We start from the raw sequence: 18361 nt of genomic DNA, 5'->3' as shown, positions 1-18361 counted from the left end.
ATAAGAAATCCGGGCTCAACAGCGATCGGAAGAACATTCCATCTGTGCAGCGGCTCGTTGTTCGTTTCTTAAGTTCAACTTATATAGATGCGAATAACTTATGCAGAGGTGCTGTATGACGGACAATTGGGGATTTTACGAACGCCGATCAGAGTCAGATCAGTTGCGTGTTCTGGTCAATATTGGTTATAAAGGCGCTGCTCCTTTAGCGGAATATAGCGAATTATTCTCGGTAACGATTAATTTATATCCTGTTCGAACCCATAATCATTCAAAGCGAGATTTCATCAAACAGTTGGAGCAGTTTGAATCTAGTCTAGAGCAATGGCTGAAGAAAGATGCGGGTGCTATTTATGTAGGGCGGATCAACGCTGCAACCCGTCTGGAGTTTTATTATTATGTGAGCTCCGGTCGCTTGAATGAAGAGTTGATTAGGCAGTGGATGGACAAGCATTGGGCATATCGGGTGCAGCATTACTTGAAGCCAGATCCCGAGTGGTCCTTTTATTTGTTTATGCTGCCAGATCAATTAGAAGAATTATTCGTTCATAATGCACAAATGATCTATGCGCTTATTCATAAAGGTGATGACATCAAGCAGCCTCGACATGTGTATCATTGGCTATTATTCCAAGAAGATAATCAAAGGCGCGAGGTGGAGTCTACGCTTCAGACGTTAGGATATCGAATTGAGAAAGAAAAAGAAGGCAGCCCGGAGAATGGATATCCTTATCCGCTTGTAATAAGCAGGTTCGATGACGTCAAGCTGGATACGGTGAATGAGCGAGTACGCGAGCTCTATCGGCTGATTATTGGCAAGGGTGGGAGGTATGATGGCTGGGGATCTGTCATGAAGCTATCTTCAGGTAATCGGATGCGTCAGCAGGTTCGGCGTTTTTTTGATTCGATAGAGTCTTCCTTACGCAAAAAATTCTCTAGCCGCAATAGATCTTAAGATGATGCATTACCATCTACCTATAGTCGGATAAGCACGAGCCCAGTTATCATGAGCATGAAGGCTGTCCACTGCAAGGGAGTAAGTCTTTCCCGGTAAAGAACGATGGAGCCTGCGGCTACGATAAGGCTGTTAGCAGCAAAGATTGGACCCACGATGCTGGCTTGTCCTGTCTCGAGCGAAATGGCATACAGCTGCAACCCACCATAAGAGAATAATCCGGCAAGTAATCCCCAGTACATGCCTGTATGTCTTGAAGCACTCGCAAGCTGCATGGAGCTTCTAATAACAGTAGATGGATCATTAATTTTCGCTGTGTGAATGAGCAGGCTTCTTTCCTGTAAGGCCGCTCTGGCAAACCAAAGAACCGATAATAGGTAAGCAACGAATAAGATAGGTGCCCCTGCAAGTCCCATATCCTCAGTTACCTTCAACCCTCCATTACGAACGGCAAACATTAGGATGCTGATCGCCACATAAAGATACCACTTGTTATGTTTTATCGATTGTTTCTCCTTGTTCCCGCGCATAGAAACAAAAATAACCGCCAATAGCAAGAGCAGCACCCCACAGAAATGGACCCCTGTTAAATGCTCTTTGTAGACGAAGGCGCCCATTGCAATCACGAGAACAATATTCATGTTGGTCAAGGGTGATGTTAAGCTGGCAGGTCCGTATTCTAATGCTTTCATGAACAAGACATTTCCGAGAGCCGATCCGGCACCAATAATGATACCGGCTGCCCATACCCTTGCATCAAGAAGAGAGGGGATTAAGGTATGCTCGATTAAAGCATGAATGCCGAATCCAAGGGTTCCTGATAGATAGAGGCCCAGAAGCAGCCAAGAAGGAGAACCACTCTGCATCTGGGACACTTTCATCCACCAGCCTGCCAAGCCAAACAGTACCGCGCTGCTCACGGCTGCTGCGAACCACATGATGCTTTCAGCTCCTTAATTATTCTCTACGATTACGTTAACCATTAGGTATCCGCATTTTGCAGCTCATGCTGCTTCAAGAACTGCTTGCCGTATTCTCCATGGGGATGAATCGTGGCATGCTCCGTCTGAATGGTCGAGTGGGTAATATCATATTTATCACGAAGCAGCTCATTAATGGCTAGAATGACGCAGAAGGGCTGCATATTCTTGGGAATGAATACATGGGCTGTCAGGGAGTAATGATTGGAGGAAATCGCCCAGAGATGCATTTCATGTACATCCTCGACTCCATCAATTGCAAGCAGGCTGCTGCGCATTTCATCCAGATCAAACTTGTGAGGAACGGACTCCATAAGGATCAGATAAGATTCCCGGATAATACGATAGCCGCCAATGCAGAGAATACTGCCGATGATGATGCTGATGAGCGGATCCACAATAAGCCAATTGGTATAGTAAATGATGATGGCCGAGATAATGACACCGATGGAACTAATAAGATCTCCGATGAAATGCCATAAGGCACTCTGAATATTCAAGTTTTCTTCTTCCTTCATACTGCGGCTTAGCACCAGCGTTAGAACTAAATTCACTACAAAACCAATCGAAGCAATGGTTAGCATGAGAGCGAATTTGATCGGCACAGGATGAATAAAGCGCTGGTAGCCTTCAATGAAAATACCAATCGCAATAGCGAAGAGGGCGAGTCCATTGAGAAAAGAGGCAATAATCTCGAAGCGCAAGTAACCGAAGGTGTAACGGGCATTGGGCGGACGGCGTGCCAAATAAATGGCTGTCATGCTGAGTCCAAGCGCGATGACGTCGGAGATCATATGAGCTGAATCGGATAATAGAGCGAGTGAGTTGCTTAGAAGGCCACCGATAATTTCGACAATCGTAAAGAATAAAGTTAAAAAAAGGGTAATCCAGAGCGACCGCTTTGAGGTTGCTTGCTCCTTCTCATGTCCAAGATGATGGTAATCGTACATGTATATCACTCCTTCCAAGTAGGCTAATCGAATTTGTTACACAAATGAAATGTTTCTGTTATTGTCCTAACACAATAGAGGGTTATGATAATAAACAAGACCCCCTTTTTATTATATGTAAGTTAGGACCTGCCGCGAGCAGGTCCATTTTTTTGTCTGCTCGGCGCCAGCTTAGAGCTTCACGACGACCGGCTGCTTTTGCTTAAAATAAACCCACTGCTTAAAACCGATTTCCTTCAGCCGTTTCGCAACAAGCTCCCATTCATCACCAACACGCTTAGGAACATGGGAGTCTGAGCCAAACGTAACTTGTACGCCATAATGGCAGGCACGCTCTAGAATGGCATTGGATGGGTACCATCCACCCGAATCTTTCATTTTACCGGATGTATTGATTTCGATTGCTACCCCGCTATCAGCAATGATTGATAAGGCTGTATCGATCGCTTCAGTTGCGGGAATATCAGAGAATGCGGGATAGTACCCCTTCATCGCATCGATATGGCCGAGTACTTGGAACATCCCGCTCTTTGCTGATTGTCCGATTAAAGCATAGTAGTGTTCCTTCTCCGTGATTTGAACCTCAGCAGACAAGCCTTTCCAACGTTTGCGATTAAAAATGCTGACACCGCGCGTCTGATGAACCGAGCCAATAATGTAGTCAAAAGGATACTTCGCATATACATCCTTATAAAGCTGCTCATGCTCGGGATAATAATCGGATTCCACCCCAAGGAGTACATCAATCTTGCCTTCATACTTTGCTTTTAGCTTAAGAACCTCTTCAATGTAATTGACAAAATCACTTTTTGCCATTGCAGTGCCGGGATTAGGCTGATCTTCCACGCTTGCAAAATAAGGAGAGTGGTCGGAAATACCGATTACCCCAAGGCCGGCTTTAATGCCCGCCTGAATGTAAGCTTCAATGGAATCGTCTGCATGTCCACAGCGAAAGTGATGGGTGTGTAAGTCGAATTTCATCGCTAGTCATCCTCCTGTCATTTCAATTCACGTCTACTCACTGCTGATAAATTGATCCTCAGGCATACCTTTCAGATCACTTAAGAATTGCTGCATAGCCGAATTGATGTAGCGCCCTGATTTATACACAACACCAACAGGATGACTCATATCCAGCTCATTCACTTTGATTCGTTTAAGGGTGCCAAGCCGCACTTCATTGTGTATGGACAGCTTCGAGACGACAGCAGCACCGAGGTTAATCTCAACCATCCGCTTCACTTCCTCACTGCTTGATAGCTCCATAACGATATGGGGCTGCAGCTTGAGCTTGCGAAAGATTTGATCCAGAAACCTTCTGCCAAGTGTATCAGGAGATAGCATAATCATCGGAATGTCCTTAAGCGACTCAATTGTGGTGTGCTTTAAATGGCTCATCGGGTGCTCAGGCGAGACAACAAGCTCATAGGTATCATAGTAAAGAATCGAAGTTTCAACGTTCGGGTTGCGTTCTGATAAGTAGGTGATACCAATGTCGACTGTGCCATTCTCTACACTTGTCATTACTTGAGAGGAGGGCATGGAGTGAATCGTCGTTTTGATCATCGGAAATTGATCCTGGAAGTAAGAAAGGACGCGCGGTAGAATCTGAATGGCAATCGAAGAGGTCGTACCTAGAACGATATGCCCCTGTGGTGTTTGGCTAAGATCAGAAAGCTTTTGTTTAAGCTCCTCAACAATGGCTAGTATTCGCTCTGCATGATCGAGAAATACTTGTCCACGGTCCGTTAAGGTGACGGGCTGGTTGCGGTCAATCAGAACGGTTTTAAATTCATCCTCTAAGCTCTTGATCTGTGCAGAGACAGCCGGTTGAGTCAGGTTGAGCAGCTCGCCTGCTTTTCGGAAGCTCATGGTCTTAGATATGGTCAACAACGTCTCAAGTTGATTTATATTCACGGAAAACCCCCAATCGATTAAAGATTTTTATCACATATTACTCCTATTATAAATGAAAACAGCTGTAACAGCAAAAACAAGAGCCGCTTTAGAGGTGGTTTACCCCTCATATTTACAGAAAATTAAGAAGGAAACCAGGTATCGTTGTCGAAAAGGTTGAATCAACAAACAATCTGATAGCTGGAAGGGCGATGACGGTGAATCGACAAGCGGTTCGGGGATGGCTGATGTATGACTGGGCAAATTCAGCATTTGCGACGACCATAATGGCAGCGGTCATGCCGATCTTTTATAAGACGGTTGCAGGATCTGATTTACCCGGAAATACAGCAGAGAACTATTGGGGCTATACACAGACTGTTGCGATGATATTCGTAGCTGTGTTATCACCTATTATGGGCGCGATCGCTGACTACTCCGGATCAAAGGTGAGATTTCTGACTGCTTTTGCGATTATCGGTGCGCTAGCGACGATGTGTATGGGGTTTATCGGTCATGGGGATTGGCTGCTTGCTTCCACGCTAGTCGTTCTAGGAACGATCGGATTTGCCGCAGGCAATACTTTTTATGATGGTTTGCTTACTGAAATTGCGCCGCCTGAGAAACGTGATGCAATCAGCTCCAAGGGGTATGCACTTGGTTATTTGGGAGGCGGGCTGCTGCTGGCCGTGAACCTTGTCATGATTAAAGGCTGGGACAAACTCGGGTTCCCAGGCGAGACCATTGCAACGCAAATGGCCTTCGTTACGGTAGGGATTTGGTGGCTTGTATTTACGATTCCAATTGTTCGTCATGTAAAGGAACAGGCTAAGGGTAAGGCGGTTAGCTTTGGAGATGCAGTTAAGAGTGGTTTTATGCGCATTGGACGGACAATGAAGACGGCCTCACGTTACCCAGAGCTTCTCAAATATATGGCGGCTTTTTGGTTTTTCAATGATGGCATTAACACAGTAATTGTGATGGCGACCATATACGGAAGCGGGATCGGTATTGGTACGTCAGATCTCATAATAGCGCTTCTCATTACACAGTTCGTTGGCTATCCAAGCACGCTGTTATTCATTAAATTGGCGGCGCGGTTTGGCACGAAGCGATCATTAAATGGTTCACTTGTGATCTATGTGGTCATAGTCATTCTTGGATTCTTCATGACCAATGCGATTCACTTCTACATACTGGCGTTTATGGTCGGTCTTGTGCAGGGAGGCAGCCAAGCGATTGCGAGATCCTTGTATGCCAATTTAGTCCCACCTTCACGCACGGCTGAATTTTTTGGTTTCCTCAGCTTATCCAGTAAATTCTCTTCGGTAGCGGGTCCGCTCGTGTTCTCCGTTGTGGGGACAATAACAGGCTCAAGCAGACTTGCTATACTGTCGCTTGTCGCATTCTTCATAGTTGGAATTGCCATACTGGCGTTCGTGGATTTGGAAAAGGGTCGCAAAGAGGCATTAACGGGAGAGGTTAACTGATCTTAGGAATGAAAAGATAAAGCCAGAAAAAGCTCTCTAAGGACCATTATGGACCGAAGAGAGCTTTTATATGTGTGCTTCAATAGGAGCGTCCGTTATAACCAATCCTTCTTCCGGAAAACATACAGCATGCCAACGGCGAGAACCAACATGAACGAGAGCAGAATGTAAGATCCACCATGCGTATGCATGCCTGGGATGTAATCAAAATTCATCCCATAAATACCTGTTAAGAACGTCAGCGGCATGAAAATGGTCGTCAGCGCCGTGAACACACGCATGATCTCATTCGCTCGGTTGGCAAGGCTGGATTGATAAGCCTCTCGTAAGTTTCCCATTAGATCGCGGTAAGTTTCGAAGGTCTCAGCGATTTTAACCGCATTCTCATAAATATCGCTGAAGTACTTTTGAAGCTGATCATCGATGAGCTTCAGGTCTTTCTTGTTAAGCGTAGCGATAACCTGTGTCTGCGGATTCAGAACCTTCTTTAGCCACAAAATTTCACTTCGAAGACCGATGATCTCATTCAAATGGGATTTTTTGGTGTGCATCAAAATATCTTCCTCTAAGCTTTCGATGCGTGCTTCAATACGATCGCCTACAAGAAAATAATTATCGACGACGATATCGGTCAAATGATAAAGAAAATAGTCGGGACGGCTTATGCCCTCTTCCCATAAGATAGGCTTGAGTGAACGAAGCTCGTTGATCTTCTGTTTCGTAACCGTAATAATATAATGGCGGCCCAGAAAAATATTCAGTGCACGAAGAAAAATTTCTTCATCGTCAAAACGAATGCTATTGATCACAATAAAATAATGGCCCTCATGAATTTCAATCTTCGGCCGCTGCTCCTCTTCACTGAGACAGTCCTCTACGGCAAGCTCATGCAGCTGGAAGATCGGCTGCAGCACTTCCAAATCATCCACATCTGCATCTATCCAGTAGAAGCCTTCAGCCGGCGGAATAAGCGCCGAATGGATGTCTTCAATCGGTGTGAAAATACCTTGATTGACCAACCGGATTTTCATTCGCGTCCTCTCCTTTCATCCTTGTTGCGTATAATTCCCGGATGCCAGAAGCGCAGAAGGAGACGGACGTGAACGTGAAGCAAGCCATGCCTAGCTAAGCCGTATATAGTATCATTACGGCGTTGACGAACATGGGCAACTGTACGTTGTAGGGTACGTTTCCTTGAGCTACTGGTATACTAATGCGGTTACCCGCAGGCCTCGGGTCGCCTTCCATATTCGTCAACACCCCTTTAGTTTCAAATGAACAGCAATTTTAGGATTCGTATAATCCTTGTCTAGTATACTCCGACAATGTCTTTCCATTCAAGAAGAAACTAGATGGCTGTGCCACCTTATATGATATGCTATTTCGATTCGGCGGTGCGGATAGGCTTGAGGCTTATTGGCCGCCATGTAGAAGGATTCAACTTGACTTGAATTAAGGAATGATTTAAAGTGAGATCAAGAAATAGTAAGTAACCAAATAGCAAGCTTTCTTATCAAGAGCAGGCGGAGGGACTAGCCCGATGAAGCCCGGCAACCGGCGTTAACACGCACGGTGCTAATTCTTGCGGAAACGATTCAATGTTTCTGAGAGATGAGAGGCGCATGAACGATAAATTTGTGCTCCCTCTCTGACGACAGAGAGGGGGCTATTTTCGTTGCCTGAACCTCCAAGAAAAGTAACGTTGAATGGCCGCACCACTGAGGAGTGATGGAAATGCCAATTAAAGTACCGGATCATTTGCCAGCAAAAGACATTTTGTCGGGCGAGAACATTTTTGTTATGGATGAAAGTGTAGCGTACCATCAGGACATAAGGCCGCTGCGTATTGCAATTCTGAATTTGATGCCCACTAAGGAAACGACCGAGACCCAATTGCTTAGGCTGATTGGTAACACGCCTTTGCAGTTAGAGGCTGTTCTCCTTCATATGAAGACGTATACGTCGAAGAATACGTCCTCCGAGCATCTGGAGAGCTTCTATAAAACATTCGAAGATATTGCTGATGAATATTATGATGGCTTAATCATAACAGGGGCTCCTGTCGAACAAATGCCGTTTGAAGATGTAGCTTATTGGGAAGAGCTGAAGGAAATCATGGATTGGAGCAGGCGCCGCGTGACTTCAACTTTTCATATTTGTTGGGGTGCACAAGCTGGATTATTCCACCATTTCGGTGTCCCTAAATATGATCTTTCTGAGAAAATATTCGGAGTATTCCCGCACACGGTTGAGAAACGCAACGTTCCGTTGATGCGCGGATTCGATGAACAGTTCTTCGTACCGCAATCCCGTCATACGGAAGTGCGACTGGAGGATATCGAGCAGGCGTCAGGACTTGAAATTCTGTCTACATCACCGGATGCTGGTATCTATATTGCTGCATCCAAGGACGGCAGACAGATCTTCGTAACCGGACATGCCGAATATGATCCGCTTACGCTCAAGTATGAATATGATCGCGATCTGGCCAAAGGACTGCAAATTAACGTACCGAAGAATTATTTTCCTAATGATGATCCCGAGCAGGCGCCGCTATCGAGCTGGCGCGCACATGCGAATCTGTTGTTCTCGAACTGGCTGAACTATTATGTGTATCAGCAGACTCCTTTCGACCTAGGCGCTGGGATTTAATGGCTATTAATTAATCTTAAAGGAGCTCATACAACGATGAAAATTGAAAGCCGCTTAGCGCAAATTGGATCGATTCAAGAACCTGTGACCGGAGCTGTCAGCTTTCCCATCTATAATGCTACAGCTTTCCGTCATCCGCGTCTTGGTGAGAGCACAGGGTTCGATTACGCGAGGTCAAAAAGTCCTACACGTAAAGTGCTTGAAGAGGCTGCAGCTCAATTGGAATCCGGCGATGCAGGCTTCGCATGCAGCAGCGGTATGGCTGCCCTTCAAACCATATTTGCCTTATTCAGTCAAGGAGATCATCTGCTTGTATCGCTTGATTTGTACGGGGGAACGTATCGGCTATTAGAACGGATTATGAGCCGATTCGGTGTAACGGCTTCTTATGTGGATACGAATGATCTGGATGCGATGTCTACGTTGTATACGCCTAATACCAAAGCCGTTCTTATCGAGACGCCAACTAATCCACTAATGATGATTACTGACATCGAGCGAGTATGCGCTTGGGCTAAATCGAAGGGTATGCTTACAATCGTGGACAACACGCTTCTGACGCCTTTCTTCCAACGTCCAATAGAGCTTGGAGCGGACATTATCATTCATAGTGCTACCAAATATCTCGGTGGTCATAACGATGTGCTTGCTGGTCTGATCGTAACCAAGGGTAAGGAATTGTCGGAGCAAATGGCTTTCCTTCATAACTCCATTGGTGCGGTACTGGGTGCTCAGGACTCCTGGCTGCTTATGCGCGGGATGAAGACGCTAGCCCTGCGAATGGAGCGTCATCAGGAGAATGCAACGCGTGTTGCGAGCTGGCTTTTGGAGCATGAGCTGGTTGAAGAGGTTTATTACCCTGCACTTCCGCATCACCCAGGGCATGATGTTCAGAACAGGCAGTCATCCGGCAATACTGGTATTTTCTCCTTCCGCTTGAAGGACGCAGGCTATATAGAGCCGGTCCTTCGCCATATTAAACTCATTGCATTCGCAGAAAGTCTGGGCGGCGTTGAGTCGTTAATGACTTATCCATCTGTGCAGACACATGCGGATATTCCAGAAGAAATTCGCCGTCAGATCGGTGTAGACGATAAACTGCTGCGCTTCTCGGTTGGAATCGAGCATGCCGACGATATTATCGCAGATTTGGACCAAGCGCTAGCAGCAGCCAAACGTGAAAGACAGGAGGCATAAGCAACTATGGCAGAGCAAGAACAAGGGAAATCAGCGGAGAAGCTGGATAAAAAATTCGCGACGAAGCTGATTCATTTCGGCGCAGAGATTGATGAGCATACTGGTGCATCGAGTGTGCCGATTTATCAAGCCTCCACCTTTCATCATCACGATATCTTTAATCCACCAGACTACGATTACAGCCGTTCAGGTAACCCGACAAGACAGGCGCTGGAGGATTATATTACGCTGCTTGAAGGCGGTGCCCGAGGCTTCGCATTCGCATCCGGGATGGCAGCTATATCCACAACGTTTCTCCTGCTTTCCTCTGGTGATCATGTTATCGTAACCGAGGATGTATATGGTGGAACGTATCGCTTGCTGACAACGGTTTTGAACCGATTAGGCATCGAATCCACCTTCGTAGATATGACAGATTTTGAAGCTGTCAAAGCAGCGCTTCAGTCCAATACGAAGGCGGTGTTCATGGAAACACCTTCTAATCCGACTCTCAAGATCACGGATATCGGGGAAGTCGCTGAATGGGCCAAGTCACTTGATTTGATCACGATGCTCGATAATACGTTTATGACACCATACCATCAACGTCCTATTGAGCTTGGTGTCGACATTGTGCTGCATAGTGCGACGAAGTTTCTAGGTGGTCACAGTGACGTTCTAGCTGGGCTTGCAGTTGTAGCGACAGAAAGTCTCGGCCGTAAATTGAAGCAGCTTCAGAATGGTCTTGGCACGGTTCTGGGTGCGCAGGAATCCTGGCTTCTTATACGTGGAATGAAGACCTTGCAAGCGAGAATGGAGCATAGTGAACGCAGCGCACGGAAGCTGGCAGATTGGCTTGCTCAGCGCACAGACGTCGTTCAGGTGTTCTATCCTGGCTTGCCAAACCATCCGCGTCGCGAAATTCATGAGAAGCAATCCCAAGGCTATGGAGCTGTTGTCTCCTTCGATGTAGGGGATGGCGACAGGGCCAAAGCGGTTCTTAGCCGTGTGAAGCTGCCTCTGGTTGCCGTGAGTCTAGGTGCGGTTGAGAGCATTCTCTCTTATCCTGCGATGATGTCCCATGCGGCAATGCCAAGGGAGGTTCGACTTGAACGTGGGATCACCGATGGTCTAGTCCGTTATTCTGTCGGACTCGAGGATATTGATGATTTGATCGCAGATCTAGAGCAAGCCTTGAACGGTTAAGAAGCGATATAAAGCGATACGCGGCAGTCCAAGCGGACTAGCCGCGTTTTTCGCCTTTTGGCTGGCATTTACTCGTTGATCCTGCGGGTGACGCAGCTGCTTTATTTATGTTAGTATTGAAGATGGAGCCTAATATAGGAACGGAAATGTGAGAGAGAATGGAGGTCTTCCCAGATGCAGCAAATAGATCGAATTTTAGATAAGGCGCTTCTAGGAGAACGTATTGGACTGGAAGATTGTGTGACGTTGTTTGAATCAGATGAGATTGAGAAGATGGGCCATGTGGCCAACCAGCTCATGCTGCGCAAGCATCCTGACCCGATTACTACTTTTGTTGTTGGGCGTAATATTAACTATACGAATGTTTGCGATGTTTATTGCCGTTTTTGTGCTTTCTATCGTCCTCCCGGTTCAAAGGAAGGATACGTTCTGCCAGATGAAACGATATTAAGCAAAATTCAAGAAACAATGGATGTAGGAGGCACAGAGATTCTGATGCAGGGGGGAGTCAATCCTGACTTGCCTTTCACGTATTATCTGGACCTACTTCGCAAAATAAAAATTCATTTTCCTGCGATTACCATGCATTCCTTCTCTCCTGCTGAAATCCACAAGATGCATGCTATCTCTGGAGGTCTATCGATGGAAGAGGTCGTTCGTCAGCTCAATCAAGCAGGTCTTGACTCTCTGCCAGGCGGTGGCGGCGAAATACTCGATGACCGCACAAGACGTAAGATCAGCCGTCTTAAGGGTTCATGGACAGACTGGATGGATGTCATGAAGGCTGCACATCGTGTCGGTATGAATACGACGGCAACGATGGTCATTGGGTTCGGTGAAGAGATGGAGGAGCGTGCGCTTCATTTGCTGCGTGTCCGTGATGCGCAGGATGAATGTATAGCTAATGGTTATGACTCTAAGGGCTTCCTTGCTTTCATTCCATGGACATTCCAGCCTGACAATACGAACATGAAACGTGAGAAGGCAACGCCAGAGGAATACCTCAAGACGCTGGCTATTAGCCGTATCACGCTTGATAATATTGATAATTTCCAATCTTCTTGGGTTACGATGGGGCCTGAGGTTGGTAAGCAGTCACTCTTCTATGGCTGTAATGACTTCGGCAGCACGATGATCGAGGAGAATGTTGTGTCGGCAGCGGGAACTACGCATAAGGTAAACATTGAGTCGATCCTTCGATTGATTCGGGAGTGCGGTAAGATACCAGCACAGCGCAACACAAGATACGATATTCTTAAAATGTATAATGAGACCGAAGGTGCTCTTCACGACTTTGTGATGCAGAACTAACTAAGCTAGAGTCAAACGCTTATCTAAATTAATCCAGGAGGGATTAGTACGGATAAGCGTTCTTTGTCGTTATTGCAGTGCTTGCCAACACAAAACAAAAGCGAAGCGGACGGAATCGTTCTGAAGAAGCGATAGTGGTCGCCTTTGTCTCCGAATTTCTACCTCTAAGGGATAGAATCAAGAAATAGGGAGACAACAGCGATCGTAAGAATGATCCGTCCGCGCAGCGGGCTTCTATGTACAATGCTTCGCATTTATCAAGCACTTATTTTGTAGTAATAATTAAAAAGGAGCTCTCTCCAGTGAATGACGTTGTCATTCCTACTGGGAAGAGCTCCTTTTCAGTCATTTCAACACTAGGCCAACTGGCTTTCTAGGGTACCTGAGGCGATAACCGTTTGATTCTTACCCATATTCTTAGCCTTGTAAAGCGCCTGATCGGCTCGGTTGAAGAAATGTTCTTTTCCTTCACCGGACTCATATTCGGCGAAACCGACGCTAACGGTTACGGGTCTACCTTGTTGAAGCTCATGGGGGGCTTGTGAAACCTCCAACCGAATCTGCTCGACCAAGTTGAATGCTTCTAGCTTGGCTTTCTCAGTGAACAGAATGGCGAATTCTTCTCCCCCATATCGAGCAACAAAGTCATGCGCACTTACTTTACTTCGTATGAGCTCCGATACACGCTGCAGCACCGCATCGCCTGCACGATGACCGAACAAATCGTTCACCTTCTTGAAGTTATCAATATCGAAAATAGCCAGTTGCAGAGGAAGGTCATTATCTTCATGCTGTTTAATTAATTCTTCAAAATATTCATGGAATGTCATATGGTTGTACAAATCAGTGAGAGCATCGGTCTTGGTCAGCTTGTCCATCCAGACTGTTTTTACCAGCAGCTGTTGATTGGATTCATAATAGGATTTCAAGTAAATCATCAATTCCCGGCCGCGTCTTAAAATCCCCCAAGCAATTAATGAAAAAGAAAGGAACATGACTGTGATTGTAGACAGTCCAACTAATGTAATATCCTCGTTCATCCAATCATTGGTCCAATACATGACATACAGGGAAATCATCGTATTACACAGAGCAAAGATCAGCTTCTTAGGATGAAAGTAGAAGACGGATACCATAACAGGCAAGAAAAGAGCTAGGAGTAGGTAATTAATGGAGTTATGGATATAAACAATAATAAAAGCGAGTAAAGCTGAAGTGAGGATAATGATGTAGTCCTGATACTTACCTTTAAGAACACGGAAAGCGGTTTCTGCAATAAGCAAAAGGCTCAGCTGTAGAATAGTTGGCTCTAACATGTAATTGGTAATAAATGCAAGGAAAGGTTCCTTTGTTATCGTTAAATACATGCCTTCTAATAGGATGGTGATGATTAAGATACACCAAAAACCATTAAGCAGCATACGATTCCATCGGTACCGATTATATTCAATTGACTCATAATCCATTAGGTTCACTCCAACAGGTGTACTTCGTACAAGTTTCAATATACCATGAATAACCTTTCATTCCAATCCCCCGCCATTATCGCCACTCCCTACATCGTATATATACTTTTGTAAGGCCATATACTGTTAAAGAAGCGATTTAATTCACAACTCGGCATGCTTTCAAAGTTGGAAAAAGAAACGATTTTCATGAATTGTAGAAACCTTTAGGAGTGAGCGCATGGAACTGTTTACCGTTTCTTTACTGTCAGCTTCTAGTGAAGCGCTTGATCGACTGCAGTGTTGTCTGAACGAAGAATTCGTTGATTTACATAGCGATACCGGAGCAAGTATACCATCTCATAGCTGCTCGTTTAGCTCTGATTATGAAGCCGGTACCATACAATGCTCTGCTGTTCTGCCACAATTTCACCTCGCTGATGATGGTCCTTTGGTATACCGAAGAGCCGCAAACGCTTTTGCACAGTACATTATGACTGAAATGGAGCCGCTGCTGCTGAAGGCCATCATTCGTAAGCAATTTCACTATGAGGTGCCTAAGGAAGTAGAGATGGTCGAGCTGTATTGTCGGAATCTATTATATGGTGCTGTTGTGCCTGCCCTTGAGGAAGATCGGGTCGACAGCGATATGCTGCGAATAGATCGTGATCGACGCAAGAGCAAAGTGGCCGATGAGCTGAAGCAGTTCATAAGCAGCCATACAAGCATCCATCTGGATGGCTTCGTAACCTTCCGACTTGCCTCCTATTGGGAAGAATTGCGCGAGGTAGCGGCTTACGCTGTAGAAGAATATGTCATGGACAAACAATATCAGGAATTTATTTCGCTGCTCAAATATTTTGTTCGAATGCAGGAGGTCAAGCTGCCGATTGTTCATGTCTTGCATAAGGGCGGGAGCGAGTTTGCTTTATATGATGAACAGTTTCAACTATTAGAAGCTATACCGACGGATCGAATTGTTGCAGAGATGCTGGAGACAGAGATGAATATGGAGGATATGATCGTCAGCACACTTATTACGGTGTCGCCGCAGCAGATTGTTATCCATACCCGTCAGCCTGAGCTGCCCGTCATGAGGACACTTGAGACGATATTTGAGCAGCGTGTGCAGCTTTGTACCGATTGCGCACATTGCAATTCTTATTTTGATGAAACCATCCCATCTGCAGCTTGCTCTGATCTAGATACGGGAATGCGTATGCGTACGGTTATTCCGTGAAATGTCTGGGCTTGACCGGTTTGCGCTGACGGATTATAATTATGGCAAGTAAAAGCAATGACAAAGACATGTTTATGCAGCACGCGCGTTCCAGAAAGAGGAAACCAGGCTGAAATTTCCTTACGTTTGCAGTTGCACGGATACCCCTTTGTAGCTGTGCAGTTGAAGCCAGATTTCGTATGCTGGTTGTAAGCTGTACCGGGCCGTTCCCGTTATAGAACGCTCACAAGGACCGGCAGCATTCGTTTATTACGAGTTCTAGCTGTGCAGGTTGAATTAGGGTGGAACCACGGGGCTAACAAGCACTCGTCCCTTCACGGGATGTGTGCTTTTTTTGTTGCCTACACACCCGAAGAATGTACAAAATGATTCCAATGCGGATGTAAGACTCACATACCGCAGGATATTTTTAGGAGGCATAAGGCCATGACAATTCAAGTGAAACTGCCTGATGGCGCAATTCGTGAATACGCCCAAGGAACAACCGTAGAAGAAATCGCGGGCTCGATTAGCCCAGGATTAAGAAAGAATGCAATTGCAGGAAAAAGGAACGGGAAGGTTATTGATGTTTATACACCGCTTCAAGAAGATGCATCAATAGAGATTGTAACGGTTGATTCTGCTGATGGTCTCGAAGTATATCGTCACAGTACAGCTCATCTAATGGCGCAGGCAATTAAACGTCTTTATGGTAAAACTGAAGTTAAGCTAGGTATTGGACCAGTAATCGAAGACGGTTTTTACTATGACATTGATTTGGAGAAATCGCTGACACCCGAAGATTTGACGAAAATCGAGAAGGAAATGGAACGGATCGTACAGGAAGATCTGCCGATTCGCCGCCGCGTCGTCAGCCGTGAAGAAGCTATTGCGATATTCACGGAACTGAATGATCCGCTCAAGCTCGAGCTTATTCGTGATCTGCCCGTTGAGGCAGAGCTGACCATCTATGACCAGGGTGAATTCTTTGACTTATGCCGCGGCCCGCATCTTCCTTCAACAGGTAAGATTAAAGCCTTCAAGCTGCTTAGCATTGCGGGTGCTTATTGGCGTGGGGATTCCAAAAACAAAATGCTTCAGCGCATCTACGGAACAGCATTTCCGAAGAAAGCACAGCTGGATGAGCATCTTCATTTCCTAGAGGAAGCGAAGAAACGTGATCATCGCAAGCTTGGCCGTGAGCTCAAAATGTTCACTTTTTCACGTGAGGTTGGACAAGGACTTCCACTTTGGCTGCCAAATGGTGCTAAATTACGCAGAACGATGGAGCGCTATATCGTTGATCTAGAGGAACGTCTTGGCTATCAGCATGTTTATACACCTGTTCTTGCGAATGTTGAGCTTTATAAAACAAGCGGACACTGGGAGCACTATAGTGAGGACATGTTCCCGAAAATGATTATGGACAACGAGGAGCTCGTTCTTCGTCCGATGAACTGTCCCCATCATATGATGGTTTTCAAAAGTGATATGCGCTCCTATCGTGATCTGCCGATCCGTATTGCGGAACTGGGCACCATGCATCGTTATGAAATGTCTGGCGCACTAACAGGGCTGCACCGCGTTCGGGCGATGACTCTGAATGATGCTCATATTTTCTGTCGTCCGGATCAGATCAAAGAGGAGTTCGCTCGCGTTGTGACGCTGATTCGTCAGGTATATGATGACTTTGGCATTAAGGATTACCGCTTCCGCTTGTCATACCGGGATCCGCAGGATACGGAGAAGTATTTCCAAAACGATGAAATGTGGGAAATGTCTCAGCGTATGCTTCGTGAGGTTGTAGAGGAGCTTGGCTTGCCTTTCTTCGAGGCGGAGGGCGAGGCAGCATTCTACGGACCGAAGCTTGATGTGCAAATCAAGACGGCGCTTGGCAAGGAAGAGACGCTATCCACAGCTCAGCTTGATTTCCTGCTGCCTGAACGTTTTGAACTCGAATACACGGGGGATGATGGCAAGAAGCATCGTCCGGTTGTTATTCACCGCGGTATCATTAGCACGATGGAACGTATGACTGCGTTCCTACTGGAGAATTTTGCAGGAGCATTGCCTTTATGGTTGTCACCGATTCAAGCGAAGATTATTCCAGTGTCGACAGCCTTTGAAGGTTATGCGCGTGAGGTTGCAGAAAAGCTGCAGCTTGCAGGCATTCGTGTGGAATCGGATTTGCGCAACGAAAAGCTTGGTTATAAAATTCGCGAAGCACAGCTGGAGAAAGCGCCCTATATGCTCGTAATAGGTGACAATGAAGCGCAGTCTGGAACGGTCTCCGTTCGCAAACGCGGCGAAGGCGACATCGGTGCGAAGCCGGTGGAGGAATTAATCAGTTTGCTCCAAGGGGAAATCAACTCTAAACACATTTAATCTATAAAACTAGCAGACTTCAAGGCTCTTGCATAAAGCTTGTCACGTTGGGGTATCCTTCGACTAAGGGGGACAACAAACCAAATGATGACAAGCTTTAGCTCGTTACAACGTGTCCTAACGACAATAATAATGCTAGGTGCTTTGCTGTTCTCTACGATATCTGCTCCTTGTGCCGCGAAGCCCCATGAAGGTTCTCAAGAAGGGGGAGCGAATAAACAGAATCAGCAGCAATTAGCTAATGTAACCATGAATAGCAGCGTGAAGACGCTCAAGCATATTGAAGTCATAGCGACCGGTTATACAGCTGGTATCGAATCAACCGGCAAAAGTCCGGGCCATCCTCAGTACGGGATAACCTACTCTGGTGTTAAGGTAAGAAGAGCGAGTGTCTCAACGATTGCTGCTGATCCGAAGGTTTTCCCTATTGGAACAGTTTTGTTTATTCCTGGTTATGGGTATGGTGTTGTTGCGGATACAGGCTCAGCGATCAAAGGCAGGAAGATTGATCTCTACTTTAAAACACGTAAACAGGTTTATAAGCAATGGGGTAAGCGTACCGTTGTTGTCCATGTGATCAAGCAAGGCAAAGGCAAGCTGACGGAAGCGTGGTTGAATGAGCTTAACGAGGCGGTCACCACGGAGAAGAAAATTCCGGAATCGCTTCTTAAGTCCTAATAGCGGCCTAATAGATTG

Annotated in this window: 15 protein-coding genes and 1 riboswitch; of the genes, 9 read left to right on the top strand and 6 right to left on the bottom strand. The window is 46.0% G+C overall.

From position 1 onward, the window contains the following. The first annotated feature begins 115 nt into the window (after positions 1-115). Complete coding sequence (locus tag EKN16_RS14630) at positions 116-955, top strand: DUF695 domain-containing protein (RefSeq protein WP_164522799.1); 840 nt, start codon at positions 116-118, stop codon at positions 953-955. Positions 956-975: 20 nt separating this feature from the next. Here EKN16_RS14630 and EKN16_RS14625 read toward each other — a convergent pair whose 3' ends face one another. From EKN16_RS14625 to EKN16_RS14610, 4 genes are all read right to left on the bottom strand, one after another. Beyond that, entirely contained in the window at positions 976-1893 is a 918-nt protein-coding gene (locus tag EKN16_RS14625) for a DMT family transporter (RefSeq protein WP_125658421.1), read from the bottom strand. A gap of 44 nt (positions 1894-1937) precedes the next feature. Then, entirely contained in the window at positions 1938-2885 is a 948-nt protein-coding gene (locus tag EKN16_RS14620) for a cation diffusion facilitator family transporter (protein WP_125658418.1), read from the bottom strand. 171 nt (positions 2886-3056) lie between these two features. After that, positions 3057-3866: a histidinol-phosphatase gene (locus EKN16_RS14615; RefSeq protein ID WP_125658415.1), complete on the bottom strand. Its 810-nt coding sequence runs from the start codon at positions 3864-3866 to the stop codon at positions 3057-3059. A 33-nt stretch (positions 3867-3899) separates the two neighbouring features. Then, positions 3900-4802, bottom strand: coding sequence for a LysR family transcriptional regulator (locus tag EKN16_RS14610; protein ID WP_125658412.1), 903 nt, complete (start codon positions 4800-4802; stop codon positions 3900-3902). Positions 4803-4999: 197 nt separating this feature from the next. Here EKN16_RS14610 and EKN16_RS14605 point away from each other — a divergent pair, with 197 nt between their 5' ends. After that, positions 5000-6271, top strand: coding sequence for an MFS transporter (locus EKN16_RS14605; protein WP_125666276.1), 1272 nt, complete (start codon positions 5000-5002; stop codon positions 6269-6271). Positions 6272-6366: 95 nt separating this feature from the next. Here the strand turns inward: EKN16_RS14605 and corA are convergent, their stop codons facing one another. Then, positions 6367-7302 carry a magnesium/cobalt transporter CorA gene (gene corA / locus EKN16_RS14600; protein ID WP_125658409.1) on the bottom strand — a complete coding sequence of 312 codons (936 nt, stop codon included), beginning with the start codon at positions 7300-7302 and terminating at the stop codon, positions 6367-6369. A gap of 476 nt (positions 7303-7778) precedes the next feature. Continuing rightward, positions 7779-7889: riboswitch (SAM riboswitch) on the top strand. A 116-nt stretch (positions 7890-8005) separates the two neighbouring features. Here corA and metA point away from each other — a divergent pair. The 4 genes from metA (at position 8006) to mqnC (ending at position 12616) form a co-directional block, all read left to right on the top strand. Further along, on the top strand, positions 8006-8923 hold the full coding sequence (metA, locus tag EKN16_RS14595; protein WP_125658406.1) for a homoserine O-acetyltransferase MetA: 918 nt from the start codon (positions 8006-8008) through the stop codon (positions 8921-8923). Positions 8924-8959: 36 nt separating this feature from the next. Further along, entirely contained in the window at positions 8960-10120 is a 1161-nt protein-coding gene (locus EKN16_RS14590) for an aminotransferase class I/II-fold pyridoxal phosphate-dependent enzyme (RefSeq protein WP_125658403.1), read from the top strand. A gap of 6 nt (positions 10121-10126) precedes the next feature. Continuing rightward, positions 10127-11305, top strand: coding sequence for a trans-sulfuration enzyme family protein (locus EKN16_RS14585; protein ID WP_125658400.1), 1179 nt, complete (start codon positions 10127-10129; stop codon positions 11303-11305). Between the two features lie 174 nt (positions 11306-11479). Further along, the gene (gene mqnC / locus EKN16_RS14580; protein ID WP_125658397.1) at positions 11480-12616 is read left to right on the top strand and encodes a cyclic dehypoxanthinyl futalosine synthase; all 1137 of its coding nucleotides are present in this window, start codon (positions 11480-11482) and stop codon (positions 12614-12616) included. 356 nt (positions 12617-12972) lie between these two features. Here mqnC and EKN16_RS14575 read toward each other — a convergent pair whose 3' ends face one another. Continuing rightward, on the bottom strand, positions 12973-14121 hold the full coding sequence (locus EKN16_RS14575; RefSeq protein ID WP_125658394.1) for a GGDEF domain-containing protein: 1149 nt from the start codon (positions 14119-14121) through the stop codon (positions 12973-12975). A gap of 181 nt (positions 14122-14302) precedes the next feature. On the opposite strand from EKN16_RS14575, the gene EKN16_RS14570 reads away from it, so the two are divergent. The 3 genes from EKN16_RS14570 (at position 14303) to EKN16_RS14560 (ending at position 18343) form a co-directional block, all read left to right on the top strand. Further along, the gene (locus EKN16_RS14570; RefSeq protein ID WP_125658392.1) at positions 14303-15301 is read left to right on the top strand and encodes a putative sporulation protein YtxC; all 999 of its coding nucleotides are present in this window, start codon (positions 14303-14305) and stop codon (positions 15299-15301) included. A gap of 426 nt (positions 15302-15727) precedes the next feature. Then, positions 15728-17665: a threonine--tRNA ligase gene (gene thrS / locus EKN16_RS14565; RefSeq protein ID WP_125658389.1), complete on the top strand. Its 1938-nt coding sequence runs from the start codon at positions 15728-15730 to the stop codon at positions 17663-17665. Between the two features lie 84 nt (positions 17666-17749). Next, entirely contained in the window at positions 17750-18343 is a 594-nt protein-coding gene (locus tag EKN16_RS14560) for a 3D domain-containing protein (RefSeq protein WP_125658386.1), read from the top strand. The last annotated feature ends 18 nt before the right edge of the window (positions 18344-18361 follow it).

Origin of the sequence: Paenibacillus baekrokdamisoli, assembly GCF_003945345.1 — a bacterium.
GTDB classification, from domain to species: domain Bacteria; phylum Bacillota; class Bacilli; order Paenibacillales; family Paenibacillaceae; genus Paenibacillus_Z; species Paenibacillus_Z baekrokdamisoli.
Note: the sequence above shows the minus strand (reverse complement) of the source record. Positions and strands in the feature narration are given on the sequence as shown.

Bases quoted from the DNA above. Each gene is read 5' to 3' on its own strand.
- corA (WP_125658409.1), bottom strand. From the start codon at position 7,302: ATGAAAATCCGGTTGGTCAATCAAGGTATTTTCACACCGATTGAAGAC.
- EKN16_RS14615 (WP_125658415.1), bottom strand. From the start codon at position 3,866: ATGAAATTCGACTTACACACCCATCACTTTCGCTGTGGACATGCAGAC.
- EKN16_RS14585 (WP_125658400.1), top strand. From the start codon at position 10,127: ATGGCAGAGCAAGAACAAGGGAAATCAGCGGAGAAGCTGGATAAAAAA.
- EKN16_RS14560 (WP_125658386.1), top strand. From the start codon at position 17,750: ATGATGACAAGCTTTAGCTCGTTACAACGTGTCCTAACGACAATAATA.
- mqnC (WP_125658397.1), top strand. From the start codon at position 11,480: ATGCAGCAAATAGATCGAATTTTAGATAAGGCGCTTCTAGGAGAACGT.
- EKN16_RS14620 (WP_125658418.1), bottom strand. From the start codon at position 2,885: ATGTACGATTACCATCATCTTGGACATGAGAAGGAGCAAGCAACCTCA.
- thrS (WP_125658389.1), top strand. From the start codon at position 15,728: ATGACAATTCAAGTGAAACTGCCTGATGGCGCAATTCGTGAATACGCC.
- EKN16_RS14570 (WP_125658392.1), top strand. From the start codon at position 14,303: ATGGAACTGTTTACCGTTTCTTTACTGTCAGCTTCTAGTGAAGCGCTT.
- metA (WP_125658406.1), top strand. From the start codon at position 8,006: ATGCCAATTAAAGTACCGGATCATTTGCCAGCAAAAGACATTTTGTCG.
- EKN16_RS14630 (WP_164522799.1), top strand. From the start codon at position 116: ATGACGGACAATTGGGGATTTTACGAACGCCGATCAGAGTCAGATCAG.
- EKN16_RS14590 (WP_125658403.1), top strand. From the start codon at position 8,960: ATGAAAATTGAAAGCCGCTTAGCGCAAATTGGATCGATTCAAGAACCT.
- EKN16_RS14625 (WP_125658421.1), bottom strand. From the start codon at position 1,893: ATGTGGTTCGCAGCAGCCGTGAGCAGCGCGGTACTGTTTGGCTTGGCA.